Genomic DNA, 18,900 nt, shown 5'->3' with positions numbered 1-18,900 from the left:
CTGAATATATCGCGTGCGATATAAGTAGCAACTTGAGGAATTGAGTCAACAGGGTTGCGATCATATCGCGCGCGATTTATTTTGAGGCTATGGAAAACCTCTCCCCCCAGGAAATGATCTGTTTTGCCTTGTATTCGTCGGCGCAGGCGATGCAGCAGGCTTACAAGCCTTTGTTGGCTCCGCTTAAGCTTACCTATCCGCAATACATTGTCTTGATGGCCCTTTGGTCCCAAGACGATGTGACGGTTGGTCAATTGGGGCGGCAGGTCATGTTGGAAACCAATACGCTCACACCGCTTTTGAAGCGCCTGGAGAGCAAAGGGTTAGTGACCCGGCAGCGCAGTGCCACGGATGAACGTGTGGTGCGCATTTGTTTGACACAGGCCGGGCGCGAGATGCAGGCGGCGGCCAAGCAGGTTGCCCAGTGCTTTTTCGCACAAACCGATCTCGACCAAGACCAAGCCACGCAATTGCGCGATCAAATCGTTCGGTTGCGGGAAAACCTGAGGGGCAGCCCAAAAGATCAGTCGTAAACCTTGGTACAATGCGCTGATTTTCAATCCTTTTGCACATGGCGAATGTTGAGCCGGGCCTCATATGCCACTCATCGCAAAACCGCGATGGCACAGAAAATCACTGCAAACAGGAGTACCCTATATGACTTTCGAAACATTCAAACTGGCCGGCCTGTCCGCCATGATCGCCTCGGTTCCCGTGCTGGCCTATGCTCAGCTTCAACTGGGAGATCAGGTCGGCACTCAAGAGGCGGTCATCCGCGCCTGGTTAGAGGCGCAAGGCGCGCAGGTCACCGAAACTGAGTTGGACGATGGTGAAATCGAGGTTGAATACATCCTTGATGGTGCCGAGTATGAAGCGGAATTGGACCCGGCCACCGGGGCTGTGATTGCGCTGGAGCTCGACGATGATGATGATGGTGACGACGACGAAGACGACAGCTAAACCAGTTGATTGGGGGAGCGCATGATGCTGCGTTCCCCGGTGACGCTTTGGGCCCTGCTGCTGTTTCAAGCCGCCTGTACCGCCTTCTTTGTTTTCGACGCAATGACGGATGCTGTAGGGGGGCAATCGGTGCAGGATGGCCCCTTTGCACAAGCCGTTGAATACGCGGTTTCGGCGGGACTTGCGGTTGGTTTGGGGGTAACAGCGATGGCATTGCGGCATGTGATGGCCAGTCACGCGCGCCTTCAACAGCAAGTTGCGGTCGCATCGGGCGCGTTTGAGACGGTTTTGCAAGAACATTTTGCGCAATGGGGGTTAACCCCGTCCGAAGAAGATGTTGCACGGTTGGCGATCAAGGGATTGTCAGTTGCTGATATGGCGGCGCTGCGGGGTTCGAAAGACGGGACCATCAAAGCGCAATCCGCAGCCGTGTATCGTAAGGCGGGCGTTAGCGGTCACCTGCAACTTCTAAGCCTGTTCATCGAAGAGTTGATGGCCGACCCTATCCTGACGGATAGCCAGGGGGGAAGTTAACGCTTCATTTACCCCTGAAGATATAATTTTAACATGTCAAATGGGCCTATCGGTTGCGGTTCCTTTTGCACACTCACGGGATGCGCCGCGGGGGCTTTGGTTGGAGATGCCAAAGCCCCCAAATCGTTTTGATCTTGTTTGATGGGCTTTGCACGATTACCCACATCAGGATGAAAGTCCTTGAAAACATCATTTCGGATCGCGGGTCGCGGTATGCTGTCTCGGGCGGGCCTTGCCAAAACGAGGCGGATGCCAAAGCCTTTCTCAAAGAGCTGAAACGTCGCAAGAAGTTCGCCAAGGCGACGCATAACACCTGGGCCTGCCTGACAGACATTGCCCCGCTCAAGAACGATGATGGTGAAAGCGGCGCTGGCATGGTGATATTGCGAATGCTGGAACGCGAAGATCTGCGCAACCACATCATCGTGGTGACGCGTTGGTATGGCGGCAAACATTTGGGCGGCGACAGGTTTCGCCATGTTCAGGACGCCGTGCGCATATACCTGAGCGATACATAGGATGGGACACTGTCCGCGCCTTTGTCATGTAATTGCAGGCTTGATCGGTTTGGTTCGGGTGTGTTCAAGAGTGCAGCTCGGACTGTGATGATCCTAATGAGACGTGCGTGTTGCGATGTTCTGACGAGAAACGCAGACGCCAAAGCCATAGCGGTGTCGCACCTTAGCATACCAAAAGGCGCGAAGCCCTTACCCATTTAGACAAAAAAAGGCCGGGCACGAGGCCCGGCTTAGTCCAACAGGGAGGTGCATGTGGTAACCCGCACATGCAACGGGAACTCATGCTGACCTATCTAAAGATGTACTGCACACACCGCTTTGATCTGGGTCAACTAGGTTAACGTTAGGTCAAAAGTGTTAACATTAGGCTACTAAACGATAGCCCCCGGATTCGGTGACCAGCAACCGGGCGTTCGAGGGATCGAGCTCAATCTTTTGGCGCAAGCGGTAGATGTGGGTTTCCAGCGTGTGGGTGGTGACACCGGCGTTGTACCCCCAAACTTCATGCAGCAGCGTATCGCGAGGAACCACGCCTTCGCTTGAGCGATAGAGAAATTTGAGGATGTTGGTTTCTTTTTCCGTCAACCGAATCTTGCGATCTTCGTCGGTGACCAAAAGCTTCATCGACGGTTTGAAGGTATACGGCCCGACGGTAAACACGGCGTCCTCTGACTGTTCATGTTGGCGAAGCTGGGCGCGGATGCGGGCCAAGAGGACCGGGAACTTGAATGGTTTGGTCACATAGTCATTGGCCCCGGCATCGAGACCCAAAATGGTATCGGCATCCGTGTCATGTCCGGTCAGCATCAAAATCGGCGCTTTGACACCTTGTTTGCGCATCAAGCGGCACAGTTCTCGGCCATCAGTGTCGGGCAAGCCCACATCCAGAATGACCAGATCGTACACCTGTTCTTTGGCCCGCATCATGGCATTCGTGCCATTGTCGGCTTCAAAGACTTCAAAATCCTCGGTCATAATCAACTGCTCGGCCAAGGCTTCGCGCAGATCGTCATCATCGTCGACCAAAAGGATGTTTTTTAGCTGTGCCATTTACGGGCTCCCGTGTTGCCTTTTGAGGCAGATGTGATCATTTTGGCATCTCGGCAAGGAATGCTGCAACCACTTCACGCGCTCGTGTCTGATCTGCGTGAATGTTTCAGGATTTGGCCCGAATTGTTACAAGGAGACAGGGCCTTGGGGCTTGGACCAGAGCTAAATGATATTTTGGCACGTGCGCGGGCCGATTTGCGCGTGGGTGTGCCTGTCGTTTTGACCGGATATGGTCAGGCGCTGATTGTCATGGCCGCTGAAACCGCCGGTGACGCGCGTTTTGACCTGTTGCAATCGCAAGGCGACGTCGATTTGGTTCTGACCGGGCGGCGGGCCGAAACGCTCAAGGCGCGCGCCTATGATGGCGATGTGGCGCGGGTGATTTTGCCTGCCGGCGCAGCGCTGGAATGGGTTCAGGCGCTGGCAGATCCGGCGGATGATCTGCGGGTCCCGATGAAAGGGCCATTGCAAACCCGGCGGGATGGCAGCTGCGATTTACAGCGTTTGGCGATCACCTTGGTGAAATCTGCGCGGCTTTTGCCTGCGGTGTTGGTGCAAAACACTCAAGAGGCGCTGGCGCTGTCGGCGCGTGAGAACCTGACGCTGATACCGGGCGAGGCCGCGTCGCCGCATATGATTGAATTGGCGACGCTCAATAATGTCGTTGCGGCGCGGGTTCCGCTTCAGGCCGCCCACGCCGGGCGATTGCATATTTTCCGACCCGAAGATGGTGGCGAGGAACATTACGCCGTTGAAATCGGTCGCCCTGATCGGTCCAAACCTGTGCTGGCGCGCCTGCATTCCGCCTGTTTCACGGGCGATGTGTTGGGATCATTGAAATGCGATTGCGGTCCGCAGCTTAACGCGGCCTTGGCGGCGATGGGGGCCCAAGGGGCAGGGGTCTTGCTCTATCTCAATCAAGAAGGGCGCGGGATTGGCCTTGCCAACAAAATGCGCGCCTATGCCCTACAGGATCAGGGGTTTGACACGGTCGAAGCCAATCACCGACTTGGGTTCGAAGATGACGAGCGCGATTTCCGTCTCGGGGCCCAGATATTGCAGAAGATGGGGTTTGAAGAGGTGCGCTTGCTCACCAACAACCCCAAGAAAATCGCGATGATGGAGCGCTGCGGTGTCTCCGTAACGGAGCGCGTGCCCTTGAAAGTCGGCGAGACGCCTGAGAATGAGAAGTATCTGGCAGTGAAGGCCGCGAAATCCGGCCATTTGCTCTGAGGGTCTGAGAGGGGCTGACATGACCAAAATGGTTTTGACACGGCAAGGTTTGCGCTTTCGAGGGCGGATGTGGCCATGCTCCATCGGCAAGGGCGGAATTGCGATGGCCAAGCGCGAAGGCGACGGTGCCACGCCCGTCGGCACACATCGTATTGTTGGCCTGTTGTATCGGCCAGACCGTATGGCGCGGCCAGCCCCATGGGCTTTGCCCATTCGTCCCGGTGATCTGTGGTCAGATGACGTTCAGGATGCGGCCTATAATCAATTGGTCCGCGCGCCTTACACGCCCAGCCACGAAACTTTGCGCCGAGCGGACCCTTTATATGATCTGATTATGTTGACCGATTGGAATTGGCCCCATGCTGAGCCTGGGCGCGGATCGGCAATATTTTTGCATCGCTGGCGTCGGCCAGGCTATGGGACCGAAGGTTGCATCGCTTTTCGCCCCGATCATTTAGAGCAGATCGCGCGCAAGGCAACACCGGGGACTTCGTTGGTGGTGCCTAAAAATTTGGCTAACGGATCAGCTTGTTAACGCTATCTGACTCGATCTGAGAGATTCGGATTTGGGATTTTGTTCTGTTTTGCCGCTGTGATGTGGCGAAATAGGCTGTGAAGTGCCGCAAATCTGCGCGCATGACCTGTAATCGCCTTTTGTCCGGGCATTTTCCATTGAATTGGTTGCAACACTTGCCCGGACAGGGTTTAGTTTGTCCCTAAGACAGCAGAGAAAATCTGCGGATATATAGGGAGTGTGCCTTTGGCCGATTCGGGAAACAGCGACGCGTTTGTCGCATTTGAACGCGTGCAAAAGAGCTATGACGGGGAAGTGCTCGTCGTCAAAGACTTAAACCTCTCGATGCCCAAGGGCGAATTTCTGACGATGCTTGGGCCATCTGGCTCTGGAAAAACCACTTGTCTGATGATGCTCGCCGGGTTCGAGACCGCAACCCATGGTGACATCCTTTTGGATGGTATCAGCATCAACAATATTCCACCACACAAGCGCGGCATCGGCATGGTTTTCCAAAACTATGCGCTTTTCCCGCACATGACGATTGCCGAGAACCTCAGCTTTCCGCTTGAAGTTCGCAAGATGGGCAAATCCGATCGTGAAGCGAAAATCAAACGCGCTTTGGATATGGTTGAGATGGGGGCCTTTGGCGGCCGCCGTCCTGCGCAATTGTCTGGTGGTCAGCAGCAGCGTGTCGCTTTGGCGCGCGCGCTGGTGTTCGAACCCGAGCTTGTGTTGATGGACGAGCCGCTGGGCGCGCTTGACAAACAGCTTCGGGAAAAGATGCAGTTTGAGATCACGCATCTTGCGCATGAACTTGGAATTACAACGGTTTACGTGACACACGACCAAACCGAAGCGCTGACGATGTCGGATCGGGTTGCCGTGTTCAACGATGGCCGCATCCAACAGCTTGCCCCACCAGATCTGCTTTATGAAAAGCCTGAAAACAGCTTTGTCGCCCAGTTCATCGGTGAAAATAACACCCTTGAAGGCGTTGTGACCGAGATCAAGGGCGATACCTGTGTGGTGCGTTTGCAAGATGGCGAAATGCTTGATGCGACGCCGGTTAACGTGACTACCGTGGGCGAGAAAACCCGCGTGTCGATCCGCCCTGAGCGCGTTGAAATCAACAAAGACCGTCTGCAAGAGGGCGCACATACGCTCAAGGCAGAAGTGCTTGAGTTCATTTACATGGGCGACATTTTCCGCACCCGCCTTCGGGTGGCCGGGAATGATGATTTCATCATTAAGACACGTAACGCCCCTGACCAGGACAAGCTTGAACCCGGCACCATGATCGATATCGGCTGGTTGCCAGAAGACTGCCGCGCGCTCGACGCGACGGACGTCATCTAAGCGGAATAGCCTCGTGCCCTTCGCGGCGCGGGGTCTTGTAGAGGGGTTGGACCAGCTGCCCGTGCTCTGATCCCCACTCATCAAACGGGTAACTAAGGGAGTAACCAATGAAACTCACCAAAACACTTTTGGCAACGACGGCTTTGACCGTGACTGCTGGCGCAGTTGTTGCTGAAGATATGGCAATGGAAATGACACTCGTGTCTTGGGGCGGTTCTTACCAAGCCAGCCAAGACAAAGCCTATGTTCAGCCATACCTCGCCGCGAACCCCGGCCTGAAAGTCACATGGGACGAAAGCTCGGGCGAAGCGGTCGCCAAGCTGCGCGCCATGGACGAAACCGGCAACGTAACCTGGGATCTGGTTGACGTCGTAGCGTCTGACTCCATGCGCCTGTGCGACGAAGGTCTGGCCGTTGAGCTGGACGCAGACACCGATCTGGCAGCCGCACCCGATGGCACACCGGCGTCTGAAGACTTCGGCGACCTGCTGGTTTCCGATTGCTTTGCGCCTCAGATCGTTTACTCGACCACATTCGGCTATCGTACAGACATGGTTGGCGACAACGCCCCAACCGACATCTGCGCGATCTTCGACATGGACGCGTATCCAGGCAAACGTGCTCTGCAGAAGCGCCCAATCGACAACATGGAATGGGCTCTGTACTGTGATGGCGTCGAAAAATCGGCCATCTATGACACGCTCGGCACGCCTGAAGGTGTAGACAAGGCCCTGGCCAAGCTCGACACCATCAAGGATCAGGTTGTTTGGTGGACCGCTGGCGCGGAAACGCCTCAGCTTCTGGCGGATGGCGAAGTTGTCATGGGGTCGACCTTCAACGGTCGCCTGTTCTCGGCAATCGCCGAGCAGAACCAGCCGATTGGTATGCTCTGGGACATGCAGTCCTTTGACCTTGATGGCTGGATCGTTCCTGCCAACCTGCCAGCAGATCGTAAAGCGCGCGTGATGGACTTCCTCAAGTTCGCCACCGACACTCAGCGTCTTGCGGATCAGGCCAAGTACATCTCCTACGGTCCTGCGCGTAAGTCGTCGGCACCACTGGTTGGTAAACACGCTGAATTGGGCATCGAAATGGCACCACATATGCCAACCGACCCAGCCAATGCGTCGAACGTGCACATCTATGACTACGAATGGTGGGCAGACAACCGTGACGATCTGGACGCGAAGTTCCAGGCGTGGCTGGCTAAGTAATTCCCGATTTCGGGTGGTGGGGTAGAACCCCACCTTACATCCTTTCACCCGGCGGTGCGCTGCCGGGTGAGTGACCAGACGGAGGCATCGCATGCCCAAAGGCTACATCATCGCCCATATCACCGTGAAAGAACCGGACGCCTACCAGGAATATGTCGTCAAAGACACGCCAATCCTTGAAGGCTTTGGGGCGAAGTTCGTTGTCCGGGGCGGGCAATCGCAGACTGTTGAAGGCGACGCACCAGCAACACAGCGCCACGTCGTCATTGAATTCGAAAGCTATGCCAAAGCGTTAGAGGCATATAACGATCCGGATTATCAGCAAGTTGCCGACATTCGTCGTCGCACAGCGGATAGCCTGATATACGTAGTTGAGGGCGCATAAACATGAGCGATACATCCAACTCTGGCCCGATGCTTGCAGCAGACGGCACTCCCCTGAAAAAATCACTGGCCCGCGCGTTGCGCCGCCAAAAGATGCGCGCGTTGATGCTTATTGCTCCGCTGCTGCTCTTTGTATTGTTGACCTTTATTCTTCCCGTGGCCGACATGCTGTATCGCTCGGTCGAAAACAGCATCGTTTCTGAAACGTTGCCACGGACGGTGGTCGCGCTGGCGGATTGGGATGCTGATGGCGGTGAATTGCCGGATGAAGCGGTTTACGCCGCGATGGCTGCAGACCTGCAAGAGGCTGCCAAAGCCAAGACGCACACACGCGTCGGCACCCGGCTGAACTACGAAAATCCTGGCGTTTCGTCGCTGTTTCGCAAAGCTGGCCGTAAGGCCAAGAAGTGGGATCTAGAAAACGACGGCCCGTGGAAAGAAACGCTTTTGGAGATGCACAAGGGCTGGGGAGATCCACAGGTCTGGCGCACGATTCAAACCTATTCGCCGCCTGTCACAGCAGGCTATTACCTGAACGCTGTCGATATGCGCGTCGGCCCGGATGGCGCTGAGATGCGCCCGGAAAACGAACAGATTTATGCGGTTTTGTTCGGCCGGACGATGAAAATGTCGCTGATGATCACTCTGAGCTGCATCATGTTGGGCTATCCGGTTGCATGGCTTTTGGCCAACTTACCCGCGCGCAAAGCCAACCTTCTGATGATCTTGGTACTTTTGCCATTCTGGACATCGCTTTTGGTGCGAACTTCGGCTTGGAAAGTCATGCTGCAACAGCAGGGGGTTATTAACGATGTCCTAGTCTGGATAGGTCTCGTGGCCGATGAAAACAGGCTTGTGATGATCAACAACCAGTTCGGGACAGTGGTCGCTATGACCCATATCTTGCTGCCCTTTATGATCCTGCCGATGTATTCTGTGATGCAGACCATTCCCCCAAGCTACCTACGTGCGGCTAAATCGCTCGGTGCGACGAACTGGACGGCCTTCTGGCGGGTGTATTTCCCGCAATCTGTGCCGGGCATTGGCGCGGGGTCGATCCTCGTCTTCATCTTGGCGATTGGTTACTACATCACCCCGGCATTGGTCGGCGGGACCAAGGGGACATTCATCTCCAACCGGATCGCCTTCCACATTTCGACCTCGCTGAACTGGGGCCTTGCGGCTGCACTTGGCGCGATCCTCTTGGCGGTCGTTTTGTTACTCTACTGGGCCTATGACAAAATCGTCGGCATCGACAACGTGAAACTGGGATAATAGATATGAGCGGAATTCCTCCTTATGCCACGATGCCCCAGCGCGTTTGGTACTATACGTTTCGGGTGATTTGCGGGCTGATCTTTGCCTTCCTGATCACACCGATCATCATTGTGATGCCTCTGAGCTTCAACTCTCAGGACTTCTTCACATTCACGCCGGAAATGCTCCGACTTGATCCTGAGGGGTTCAGCCTGAAACACTATCGTGATTTCTTTGGCTCTGAGGATTGGCAAACGGCGCTGTGGAACTCGCTGAAAATTGCACCGATGGCGACAATCTTGTCGGTTGGATTCGGCACCTTGGCTGCGATCGGTCTAAGCCAGCCGCATGTTCCGTTTCGGCGTGCGATTATGGCGATTTTGATCTCACCTATGATCGTTCCACTGATCATTTCCGCCGCTGGGATGTATTTCTTCTACAGCCGGATTGGTCTTCAGGGGACCTATTTTGGCGTGGTTCTAGCGCATGCCGCTTTGGGTATTCCTTTTGTGATTATCACTGTGACGGCGACTTTGGTCGGCTTTGATCGTTCGCTCACAAGGGCCGCGGCCAACATGGGCGCTGACCCGGTCACCACGTTCTTCAGAGTGCAAATGCCTTTGATTCTGCCCGGCGTGATTTCAGGTGGCTTGTTCGCCTTTATTACGTCCTTTGACGAAGTGGTTGTGGTGATTTTTGTTGGCTCGGCAAAACAACAAACCCTACCGTGGCAGATGTTCATTGGACTGCGTGAGCAAATCAGCCCAACAATTCTTGCTGTGGCGACGATTTTGGTCGCGATTTCAATCTGTTTGCTAACAACGGTCGAACTCTTACGACGCCGCTCAGAACGGTTACGGGGCATGAGTCCAGGCTAAATAACGGGGTTTCGATCCAATTTTCGACAATTTATGTGCCGCAGTCCTGAAGTCAGGGCTGCGGTTTTCATTTTTTCGAAAGGCTTGGCGACGATTGTTCTGGGAAACCCGGTGTCTGAGGAACCTGCAATGACAGAACTGAACCCACAATTTGCTGCCGAGGCCAAGGCCACGACGTCTGAGGCGCAATTCCAATTGTCTGAGTTATTCTATTCTCGGACGGATGACCGTGGGGTTATCGAAGCAGGCAACTCCGTCTTCCTGAGAGTGGCAGGATTTGAATGGGATGAGCTCCGCAGTGCCCCGCACAAGATTGTTCGCCATCCAGATATGCCCAAAGGCCTCTTCTATTTGGCTTGGGAACAACTAAAGGCCGGAAACACCGTTGCCGCTTATGTGAAAAACAAGCGTAAAGACGGCCGTTTTTACTGGGTCTTGGCTTTGATGTCACCGATCGAAGGCGGGTACATTTCGACACGGATCAAGCCAAGCTCGGATATGCTCCAGACGGTTACCGAAATTTATCAAGAGATGCTGGCAGAAGAAGAAAAGGGAATGTCCCCTCAAGCCAGTGCCGATTTGCTATTGGAAAAACTCAACGAGCGCGGGCTTGGCACTTATCCGTCATTTCAAGCCGCGGCAATTGCCACTGAGTTTGAAATGCGCGCACGTAGTTTGGGCCGGCCCATTGATCAACTGCAAAAGCGTTTTTTGGACATGTCACGGGCGATTGCGCAGGTTGAAACCGAAACGACTGAGATGACCGAAGCCTTCAAGGCCATTCGAACCGTTCCGATGAATATGCGAATTATCGCGTCACGCTTGGAAAACGCTGGGGGACCGATCAGCGCTATTTCGGTAAACTACAGTCAAATGTTAGAAGAGATGTCGACCTGGGTTTCGACATTTGTTGATGGGGATGCCTGTGTTTTTGCCCGCATCCGGGACGCGATTTTGCAGGGGCAATTCCTTGGCTTTGCGATGGCTCTTGAGCAAGAGATGATCGAACTTCTTCGCAACAACGTGAATGACTTTCCCGAAGAAATCGACCGAGAAGCCGAAACAAAAGTGCTTGATAAGCTGCGTGAGAAGTACCTTGAACAGACGGCGGAAGCGTTGAGCAGTGTCGAAAATGAGGCCAAGCGGTTTGGGCGCAGTGTCTTGGATATGAAGCGATACGTAACCGGGCTTAGCTCAACACGGATGATGTGCAAAATCGAAAGCGCCTCCCTCTCGAATTCTGGAACGGCCCTGTCAGGTATTGTTGACCAGTTGGATGACTGTCAGAACGAAATCGAACAGCGCTTGGCCCGCATTGTTGAACTGAATTCTGTTATTCAAGGCAACACATCAATGTTGCGCTCTCTGATCTAATCGGAGCATGCAGGCAAAACAAAAGGGCGGGAAATCTCCCGCCCTTTGCATTTCATAAGCAGTTCAGCTACGGACCAGTTTTTCGTAACTATCGACAATGTCTTTGGTCAGGTCACCAACGTCAAAAGTGAACTCGCCAATTTGACCAACAGGGGTAACCTCGGCAGCGGTGCCGGTCAGCCAGCACTGTTCAAAGCTATCCAGTTCGTCGGGCATAATGTGTCGTTGATGCACCTTTACCTGCTTCTCTTCGAGCATTTTGATAACAGTTTGGCGGGTCAACCCGTTGAGAAAAACATCGGCCTTTGGCGTGTGAACTTCACCGTCCTTGACAAAGAAGATGTTCGCTCCCGTCGCTTCGGCAACATATCCGCGGTAATCCATGAACAGAGCGTCTGAGCACCCCTTTGCCTCTGCCTCGTGTTTTGAGATGGTGCAAATCATGTACAGTCCAGCCGCTTTTGCGTGAACCGGAATGGTGTCTGGGCTCGGCCGCTTCCACTTCGCGATGTCCAGCTTGGCACCTTTAAACTTGGCATCACCATAGTAATTGCCCCATTCCCATGCCGCGATTGCCAGACGGACAGGATTGCGTGCTGACGCGACACCCATATCTTCCCCGGCACCTCGCCAAGCAACGGCACGTACATAGGCGTTGGTCAAACTGTTTGCTTTCAAGACTTCGGCCTTGGCCGTTTCAATCTCATCGACTGAGAAAGGAATCTCAAAGTCCAGCTCACCGGCGGAAAAATGCAGACGTTCCGAATGTTCACGCGAAAGGAAAATCTTTCCGTTGTAAGCGCGTTCACCTTCGAACACTGAACTGGCATAGTGCAGCCCGTGCGTCAGGACATGCACATTGGCAGCGCGCCAGTCCACCATCTCGCCATCCAGCCAGATTTTACCATCGCGGTCGTCATATGCTCCATCAGCCATTTTGTGTCTCCTAGCGCTCAAATTTAAGAATGTTGCGTGCATTCGGTCCAGTTCGGACATAAAGTTGCGCAAAATCTGGGATTCGCTAACAGTTCCTTCTTGGAATGTCAACAAGGCTGACTTAAAATGCCTCTAAACAGAGCGAAAGAGGCCCAAAATGGCAGATCCCAATAGCAGCAGTGGCGAGACTCTTCTCTTCTTGACAGATGAACAATTGCGGCAGGGGGCAGAGGCGATGTTCTTTGCTTATCGCGGGTTTACCGCAGACCCTGACCGCATTTTGGCAGGGTTAAGCTATGGGCGCGCCCATCACCGAGCGTTGCATTTCATTCATGCGGCACCGGGAACCACGGTAAATAACCTTCTCAACACTTTGGGCGTAACCAAACAATCGCTGAACCGTGTGTTGCGCACGATGATTGATGATGGTCTGGTCGAAAGCAAAGTGGGTCGTAACGACCGGCGCGAGCGGCATTTGCATTTGACAGAAGAGGGAAATGCATTGGAGCGACAATTGTCGGATGCACAACGCGCTCGGATGCGTGCCGCCTATAAGCAAGCCGGGCCAGAAGCGGTTGCGGGCTTTCGAAAAGTGCTAGAGTCGATGATGGACCCTGAGATGCGCAGGCAGTATCAACGTCTGAGGGAGGGCCGATCATGAGCGAACTAGACGCGCATTTGTTGATCGTCGACGACGATGAACGTATACGCACACTTTTGCAGAAGTTTCTGATTAGAAATGGCTTTTTGGTCAGCGCAGCCCGTGATGCCGCCCATGCTAGGCGCATTTTGGCAGGGCTTGATTTCGATTTGATCGTGTTGGACGTCATGATGCCGGGCGAGGACGGGGTCAGCCTGACACGCGGCATTCGTGAAACGTCGGGCACCCCGATTTTGCTTTTGACGGCGCGGGCTGAGACAGAAGACCGAATTAAAGGGCTGGAAGCCGGCGCGGATGACTATCTGGCCAAGCCGTTTGAACCCAAAGAATTGCTGTTAAGGATCAATGCGATTTTGCGTCGGATGCCTGAACCGGCCTCGGATGACGCCGCGCCCAAGCTTCTGACTTTGGGTGATATTCGATATGATATTGAACGCGGCGAAATGTGGCGTGGTGAAGACCTTATTCGCCTGACCGCAACAGAGAGCCAGTTGATGCGGATATTTTCGGCTCGCCCCGGTGAGCCGGTAAGCCGCGCTAATTTGGTCGAAGACCTTGGGCGTGACAAAGGGCAGGCTCAAGAACGCGCGGTTGACGTTCAGATCACCCGGTTGCGACGCAAACTTGAAGCGGACCCGAAACAGCCGCGTTACCTTCAGACGGTTCGGGGCGCTGGCTATATGCTGGCACCTGACTAACGCTATGCCATTTCCACGACCAAACCCCAGGGGGCCTCTATGACGACCGCATTGATCACGCATGCCGATTGTTTGGATCATGTCACACCCGACGGGCACCCAGAGCAGGTGGCCCGGTTGGAACATGTTTTGCACGCGTTGGCGGGGTTGGATGTTCAACGGGTTGCTGCGCCTTTGGCTTTGGATGCTGATGTGCTGCGGGTTCATCCGCAATCTCATTTGGATCGATTAAAGGCTGCACAACCAGTCGCCGGGCACGCCCAATTGGATGCCGATACCTGGCTGTCACCGGGCTCGGTCAATGCTGCGTTTCGCGCTGCGGGGGCGGTGATCAAAGCGGTGGATATGGTGCTGGGCAGCGAGGTGCAAAATGCATTTTGCGCAATTCGCCCGCCGGGTCATCACGCGGAAAAGCAGACCCCGATGGGTTTTTGCCTATTTGGCAACGCGGCGTTGGCGGCGAAATATGCGTTGGATCATCATGGTCTGTCTCGTGTGGCGGTTGTTGATTTCGACGTGCATCACGGCAATGGCACACAGGATTTGCTGTGGGATGAAGAGCGCGCCTTGCTGATCACCAGCCAACAGATGCCACTTTGGCCGGGCACTGGGGATCGCAATGAACGTGGCAAACACGGTCAAATCGTAAATGTCCCTCTGCCGCCTGAAAGCACGGGGGCCGAAATGTGGACCGCCTATGAGGCTAAGGTTTTTCCAAAATTGCGCGAATTTGCGCCTGAGCTCGTGATCATTTCCGCCGGGTTTGACGCCCATCAGGACGATCCCTTGGCGCAGTTGAACTGGTCAACCGAAGATTTCCGCCGTCTTACGCAAGAGCTGTGCAAAATCGCCGAAGAAACTGCACAGGGCCGCGTGGTATCGACTCTTGAGGGTGGGTATGATTTGCAGGCCCTCGCTGCGTCAACTAAGGCGCATGTTGAGGCATTGATGGAGGCAGGCGCATGAGCGACGACGCGATTGCAGAGATGACATTTGAACAGGCCATGGCCGAGTTGGAACAGGTGGTTGGCCAATTAGAGCGCGGCGATGTGGCGCTTGAGGCGTCAATCAACCTCTATGATCGCGGGGCCAAATTGCGCGCCCATTGCGAGGCGAAGCTCAAAGAAGCCGAAGAAAAAGTTGCCGCGATCACACTGGATGGTGATGGCAACCCGGCGGGGTTGAAGCCGCTAGACGCGTCCTGATTCAGTGCAGAGTTTCACCGTGACCCGCACCCCTGACAAGGGCATCATGCCGTTTCCTGAGGCTTTGGCCCATGCGTCGGAATATGCCCAAGGTCAGATTTTGTTTCATCTGTCTGGGCTGGATAGCCCAATCGCGGATGCAATGCGCTATGCGGTGGATGGGGGCAAAGGGCTTCGGGCGTTTTTGTCTATTGAGAGCGCTCGCCTGTTTGGTTTTGATCGCTATGATGCGGCACCGGCTGCTGGCGCGATCGAAGCGTTGCATGCTTATTCGTTGATCCATGATGACATGCCTTGCATGGATGATGACGATCTGCGCCGTGGCAAACCAACTGTGCACAAAAAGTGGAACGAAAGCACCGCTGTTTTGGCGGGTGACGCATTGCAGGCTTTGGCGTTTCAGTTGGTGTTTCATGTTCAAGCCTCAGCAGAAAACCGGCTGATCTTGTCGCAGCAATTAGCTGTTGCGGCTGGCATCCGTGGCATGGTTGGCGGTCAGGAAATGGACATCTTGGCCGAAACCGCTGAAACACCTTTGTCTTTGGACCAGATCACGCAGTTGCAGGCCGGAAAGACCGGGGCTTTGCTCAAATGGTCCTGCAAAGTTGGTCCGACTATGGCAGGCGATGCCGGGCATCAGCTTGATATCTATGGCGACTGCCTTGGCCTTGCCTTTCAAATCTGGGACGACGTTTTGGATGTCGAAGGGGATGCCGCCGAAATGGGCAAGGCCGTGGGTAAAGATGCGGGGCGCGGTAAGGCCACGTTTGTCTCGCACCTTGGTCTCGACGGGGCGAAACGCCGCGCTTCTGAGCTGGTGACCCAAGCCTGTGATGCGCTATCTGTTTACGGTGATAATGGCGATTGCTTGCGAGAGGCCGCTCGTTTCGTTATTTCCCGCCGTAGCTAACCGCCCCCGGAGGACGTTATGTCGACCAAGCCAGAAACCCCGCTTTTGGACCGGGTGAACACACCCGCCGATCTGAAACAGTTTTCTGATGCCGAACTGACCCGTCTGGCGCACGAATTGCGGGCCGAGACGATTTCGACAGTGTCCCAAACCGGCGGGCATTTGGGCGCGGGCCTTGGGGTTGTTGAGCTAACGGTTGCTTTGCACGCGGTGTTTGACACCCCGCAAGACAAGATCATTTGGGACGTGTCCCACCAGTGTTACCCGCATAAAATTCTGACTGGTCGTCGTGAAAAGATGGGCACTATCCGTCAACAAGGCGGCATTTCGGGCTTCACCAAGCGCAGTGAAAGCCCCTATGATCCGTTCGGCGCGGCGCATAGTTCGACCTCGATCAGCGCGGCTTTGGGGTTCAAAGTGGCCGCCGATTTGGGGGGGCATAGCGCGACAGGGCATGGTGATGCGATTGCCGTCATCGGTGATGGCGCGATGACCGGCGGGATGGCCTTTGAGGCGATGAACAACGCCGGTCACCTGAAAAAACGTATGTTTGTGGTGCTCAACGACAATGAAATGTCGATTGGTCAACCCACAGGCGCGCTGTCGACATATTTGAACCGCCTCTATACCGAAGCACCGCTGCAAGATTTCAAAGCCGCTGCCAAAGGCGCAGTGAGCCTTCTGCCGGAACCGTTCCGCGAAGGGGCGAAGCGCGCCAAAGAGATGCTCAAGGGCATGGCTTTGGGCGGCACGTTGTTCGAAGAACTGGGGTTTAGCTATGTTGGGCCGATTGATGGCCACGACATGGACCAGCTATTGCCGATCCTGCGCACCCTACATGCCCGCGCCACCGGGCCTGTGCTGCTGCATGTGGTGACCAAAAAGGGCAAGGGTTATGTCCATGCGGAGAGCGCACCCGACAAAGGCCATGCTCGGGCCAAGTTTGATGTGGTGTCAGGCAAACAGCACAAATCGCCCTCAAACGCCCCGAGTTACACCAAGGTGTTCGCAGATCAGTTGATCAAACAGGCGGCGGATGATCCGCGTATCTGTGCGATCACGGCGGCGATGCCTGATGGCACTGGGCTTGACCTGTTCGCCGAGCGCTACCCAAGCCGTTGTTTTGACGTGGGGATTGCCGAGCAACATGGCGTGACCTTCTGCGCTGCTTTGGCGGCAGGTGGAATGAAACCGTTTTGCGCGATGTATTCGACGTTTTTGCAGCGCGGGTATGACCAGGTCGTGCATGACGTCGCTATTCAGCGTCTTCCGGTGCGATTTGCGATTGATCGCGCAGGATTGGTTGGGGCCGATGGCGCAACCCATGCGGGGTCTTATGACATTGGATACATGGCAAATTTGCCGGGCATGGTGGTCATGGCCGCGGCGGATGAGGCCGAGTTGTGCCATATGGTGGCCACCGCTGCCGCGCATGACGAAGGGCCAATTGCGTTCCGTTATCCGCGTGGCGAAGGCGAAGGCGTCGATATGCCAGAGCGCGGCGAGGTGCTGGAAATCGGCAAAGGCCGGATGATACGCGAGGGCGCGCGTGTGGCGATCCTTAGCTTTGGTACCCGCTTGGGCGAAACGCTTAAGGCCTGCGAAGCGCTGGAAGCGCGCGGCATCAAACCCACTGTGGCCGATGCCCGGTTTGCCAAACCGCTGGACCGCGACATGATCCTGAGCCTTGCGCGTGAGCATGAAGCGCTCATCACCATCGAAGAGGGCGCGGTCGGTGGCTTTGGCTCCCATGTGGCACAGCTTTTGGCGGATGAAGGCGTGTTTGATCGGGGATTGAAGTTCCGTTCAATGGTGCTGCCGGATACGTTTATCGATCAGGCCAGCCCAAAGGCGATGTATGATGTGGCGGCGATGAATGCTGAGCATATTGAGGCAAAAGTGCTGAGCGTTTTGGGTGTCGACCTGCTGGATAAACGCGCCTAGAAGCTCATCACAGCGACTCCAAGCATGGCATAAAGTGCCAGCATGACACTGCTGCGCAGGCGCTTGACGCGATTTAGAACAAAATCATCACCAAGAATGTAAACGGGAAACCGCTTGGGGTCACAGAGGCTCAGCCATTGCAGCTGAGTCATTTCACAAAACCACGTAGGAAAGAGCCAACTATCCATGCGCTCCGACATGTTTCGGTTGGCCATTATGGGGGCCAAAGCCTCTGGGTAGTGTTTCCTGAGGTAACGACGCAGTCGCCACAATGTAAAAAAGTGGAACAGTGACAAAAGCCCGTTGATCAGGCTCATGGGAGCTCGTCCTGGAGCAAAGCCCTGAGGCCGGATTTGTAGTCTGGGTAAAGAAGCTTAACCCCCAACTCTGTCTTGATCCGCGCATTCGCGACTTTCTTATTCTCGGCATAAAAACTGCGCGCCATAGGGGAAAGATTGGCCGATTCAAAATCGACCTCAGGCGGAAGCGTCATCCCAAGGAGATTAGCCGCATAGGCGATCACATCTTGCGGGGGGGCAGGATCATTGTCGCAGACATTATAGACACCGCCGGGGTTTGGGGCGTTGATTGAGGCCTCTAAGACCTGAGCGATGTCGTCAACGTGGATGCGCGAAAACACCTGCCCCTTTTTGATAACACGACGGGCGGTGCCAGCGCGGACCTTGGCAAAGGGGCCGCGGCCAGGGCCGTAAATTCCAGCCAAGCGGAAGATGTGCAGAGGCAAGTCTGGAATGGCCTTCCACGCGTTTTCCGCCGCCACACGGATTTCACCGCGATGGGTTGCTGGGGTGAGCGGCGCGGTTTCGTCAACCCACGCGCCGTCATGATCTCCGTAGACGCCTGTGGTGGACAAATAGCCCACCCAATCGAAAGCGGTGGCGCGCGCTTGGATTTGGTTACCGATGATATTGAGTGTCGGATCACCTGTGTCGTTGGCCCCGACTGAGATCAAAAGGTGGCTGGCGGTTTCAAGGGCAGCGCTCATCGCATCAGAGGACCACAATACAGGTTCAACACCTTGGGCGCGCAGAGAATCGGCCTTGGCCGCGTCGCGGATTGTGCCGAGAACATGCCAGCCTTGAGGGATCAAACGGCTGGCTAAGGCGCTGGCGGTATATCCATGGCCCAAAGAAAAAAGTGTTTTGGTCATAGGACATAGGTGCCTCGAAGTGGATTTCGTTGCAAGTGTTACAAAAAACTCTTTCGAATCTATTTTTTGTAACATATGTTTGCAGTGAGGCTTTTGGAGG

21 protein-coding genes and 1 pseudogene are annotated in these 18,900 nt (G+C 55.0%); 18 read left to right on the top strand and 4 right to left on the bottom strand.

The annotated features are described in order from the left end of the window. Positions 1-89: 89 nt before the first annotated feature. From ACRBB0_RS10025 to ACRBB0_RS10010, 4 genes are all read left to right on the top strand, one after another. Positions 90-533 (top strand): MarR family winged helix-turn-helix transcriptional regulator, encoded by a 444-nt coding sequence (locus tag ACRBB0_RS10025; protein WP_431374295.1) that lies wholly within the window; start codon positions 90-92, stop codon positions 531-533. A 124-nt stretch (positions 534-657) separates the two neighbouring features. After that, entirely contained in the window at positions 658-960 is a 303-nt protein-coding gene (locus ACRBB0_RS10020) for a PepSY domain-containing protein (RefSeq protein ID WP_431374294.1), read from the top strand. Positions 961-981: 21 nt separating this feature from the next. Next, positions 982-1,494 carry a helix-turn-helix transcriptional regulator gene (locus tag ACRBB0_RS10015; RefSeq protein ID WP_431374293.1) on the top strand — a complete coding sequence of 171 codons (513 nt, stop codon included), beginning with the start codon at positions 982-984 and terminating at the stop codon, positions 1,492-1,494. Between the two features lie 170 nt (positions 1,495-1,664). Next, the gene (locus tag ACRBB0_RS10010; protein WP_431374292.1) at positions 1,665-2,012 is read left to right on the top strand and encodes a YigZ family protein; all 348 of its coding nucleotides are present in this window, start codon (positions 1,665-1,667) and stop codon (positions 2,010-2,012) included. Positions 2,013-2,375: 363 nt separating this feature from the next. On the opposite strand, the gene ACRBB0_RS10005 is transcribed toward ACRBB0_RS10010, so the two are convergent. Beyond that, entirely contained in the window at positions 2,376-3,062 is a 687-nt protein-coding gene (locus ACRBB0_RS10005; RefSeq protein WP_431374291.1) for a response regulator transcription factor, read from the bottom strand. A gap of 144 nt (positions 3,063-3,206) precedes the next feature. On the opposite strand from ACRBB0_RS10005, the gene ribA reads away from it, so the two are divergent. The 8 genes and pseudogenes from ribA (at position 3,207) to ACRBB0_RS09965 (ending at position 11,275) form a co-directional block, all read left to right on the top strand. Beyond that, positions 3,207-4,295, top strand: a complete 1,089-nt coding sequence (gene ribA / locus ACRBB0_RS10000; RefSeq protein WP_431374290.1) for a GTP cyclohydrolase II — start codon at positions 3,207-3,209, stop codon at positions 4,293-4,295. 28 nt (positions 4,296-4,323) lie between these two features. Then, a complete protein-coding gene (locus ACRBB0_RS09995; protein WP_431374499.1) occupies positions 4,324-4,830 on the top strand; it encodes a L,D-transpeptidase family protein in 507 nt (168 codons plus the stop codon). A 225-nt stretch (positions 4,831-5,055) separates the two neighbouring features. Beyond that, complete coding sequence (locus ACRBB0_RS09990) at positions 5,056-6,168, top strand: ABC transporter ATP-binding protein (RefSeq protein ID WP_431374289.1); 1,113 nt, start codon at positions 5,056-5,058, stop codon at positions 6,166-6,168. A gap of 107 nt (positions 6,169-6,275) precedes the next feature. Then, entirely contained in the window at positions 6,276-7,382 is a 1,107-nt protein-coding gene (locus tag ACRBB0_RS09985) for an extracellular solute-binding protein (protein ID WP_431374288.1), read from the top strand. Between the two features lie 91 nt (positions 7,383-7,473). Further along, positions 7,474-7,767: a DUF1330 domain-containing protein gene (locus tag ACRBB0_RS09980; RefSeq protein ID WP_431374287.1), complete on the top strand. Its 294-nt coding sequence runs from the start codon at positions 7,474-7,476 to the stop codon at positions 7,765-7,767. A 2-nt stretch (positions 7,768-7,769) separates the two neighbouring features. Next, the gene (locus ACRBB0_RS09975; RefSeq protein ID WP_431374286.1) at positions 7,770-9,041 is read left to right on the top strand and encodes an ABC transporter permease; all 1,272 of its coding nucleotides are present in this window, start codon (positions 7,770-7,772) and stop codon (positions 9,039-9,041) included. A 14-nt stretch (positions 9,042-9,055) separates the two neighbouring features. After that, positions 9,056-9,901 (top strand): annotated as a pseudogene (locus ACRBB0_RS09970) (ABC transporter permease); the annotation flags it as partial. A gap of 129 nt (positions 9,902-10,030) precedes the next feature. Next, a complete protein-coding gene (locus ACRBB0_RS09965) occupies positions 10,031-11,275 on the top strand; it encodes a PAS domain-containing protein (protein ID WP_431374285.1) in 1,245 nt (414 codons plus the stop codon). 63 nt (positions 11,276-11,338) lie between these two features. On the opposite strand, the gene ACRBB0_RS09960 is transcribed toward ACRBB0_RS09965, so the two are convergent. Next, positions 11,339-12,211, bottom strand: a complete 873-nt coding sequence (locus ACRBB0_RS09960; RefSeq protein WP_431374284.1) for a branched-chain amino acid aminotransferase — start codon at positions 12,209-12,211, stop codon at positions 11,339-11,341. Positions 12,212-12,368: 157 nt separating this feature from the next. Here ACRBB0_RS09960 and ACRBB0_RS09955 point away from each other — a divergent pair, with 157 nt between their 5' ends. From ACRBB0_RS09955 to dxs, 6 genes are read left to right on the top strand one after another with little or no spacing between them, the layout of a single operon-like run. Beyond that, positions 12,369-12,872 carry a MarR family winged helix-turn-helix transcriptional regulator gene (locus tag ACRBB0_RS09955; protein WP_431374283.1) on the top strand — a complete coding sequence of 168 codons (504 nt, stop codon included), beginning with the start codon at positions 12,369-12,371 and terminating at the stop codon, positions 12,870-12,872. Further along, positions 12,869-13,570 carry a response regulator gene (locus ACRBB0_RS09950; protein WP_431374282.1) on the top strand — a complete coding sequence of 234 codons (702 nt, stop codon included), beginning with the start codon at positions 12,869-12,871 and terminating at the stop codon, positions 13,568-13,570. Before ACRBB0_RS09955 ends, ACRBB0_RS09950 begins: the two co-directional genes overlap by 4 nt. Positions 13,571-13,609: 39 nt before the next feature. Beyond that, positions 13,610-14,536, top strand: a complete 927-nt coding sequence (locus ACRBB0_RS09945; protein WP_431374281.1) for a histone deacetylase family protein — start codon at positions 13,610-13,612, stop codon at positions 14,534-14,536. Then, positions 14,533-14,775, top strand: a complete 243-nt coding sequence (locus ACRBB0_RS09940) for an exodeoxyribonuclease VII small subunit (RefSeq protein WP_431374280.1) — start codon at positions 14,533-14,535, stop codon at positions 14,773-14,775. Before ACRBB0_RS09945 ends, ACRBB0_RS09940 begins: the two co-directional genes overlap by 4 nt. A gap of 46 nt (positions 14,776-14,821) precedes the next feature. Next, positions 14,822-15,685 carry a polyprenyl synthetase family protein gene (locus tag ACRBB0_RS09935; protein WP_431374498.1) on the top strand — a complete coding sequence of 288 codons (864 nt, stop codon included), beginning with the start codon at positions 14,822-14,824 and terminating at the stop codon, positions 15,683-15,685. 18 nt (positions 15,686-15,703) lie between these two features. Then, on the top strand, positions 15,704-17,629 hold the full coding sequence (gene dxs, locus ACRBB0_RS09930; RefSeq protein ID WP_431374279.1) for a 1-deoxy-D-xylulose-5-phosphate synthase: 1,926 nt from the start codon (positions 15,704-15,706) through the stop codon (positions 17,627-17,629). On the opposite strand, the gene ACRBB0_RS09925 is transcribed toward dxs, so the two are convergent. Together ACRBB0_RS09925 and ACRBB0_RS09920 are read right to left on the bottom strand one after the other, a co-directional pair. Continuing rightward, positions 17,626-17,946 (bottom strand): hypothetical protein, encoded by a 321-nt coding sequence (locus ACRBB0_RS09925; protein WP_431374278.1) that lies wholly within the window; start codon positions 17,944-17,946, stop codon positions 17,626-17,628. The two genes, dxs and ACRBB0_RS09925, sit on opposite strands and share 4 nt — an antisense overlap. Further along, a complete protein-coding gene (locus tag ACRBB0_RS09920; protein ID WP_431374277.1) occupies positions 17,943-18,800 on the bottom strand; it encodes an SDR family oxidoreductase in 858 nt (285 codons plus the stop codon). The genes ACRBB0_RS09925 and ACRBB0_RS09920 overlap by 4 nt, the downstream gene beginning before the upstream one ends. Positions 18,801-18,900 lie beyond the last annotated feature (100 nt).

Source organism: Pelagimonas sp. (genome assembly GCF_050633425.1).
Lineage (GTDB): Bacteria > Pseudomonadota > Alphaproteobacteria > Rhodobacterales > Rhodobacteraceae > Pelagimonas.
Note: the sequence above shows the minus strand (reverse complement) of the source record. Positions and strands in the feature narration are given on the sequence as shown.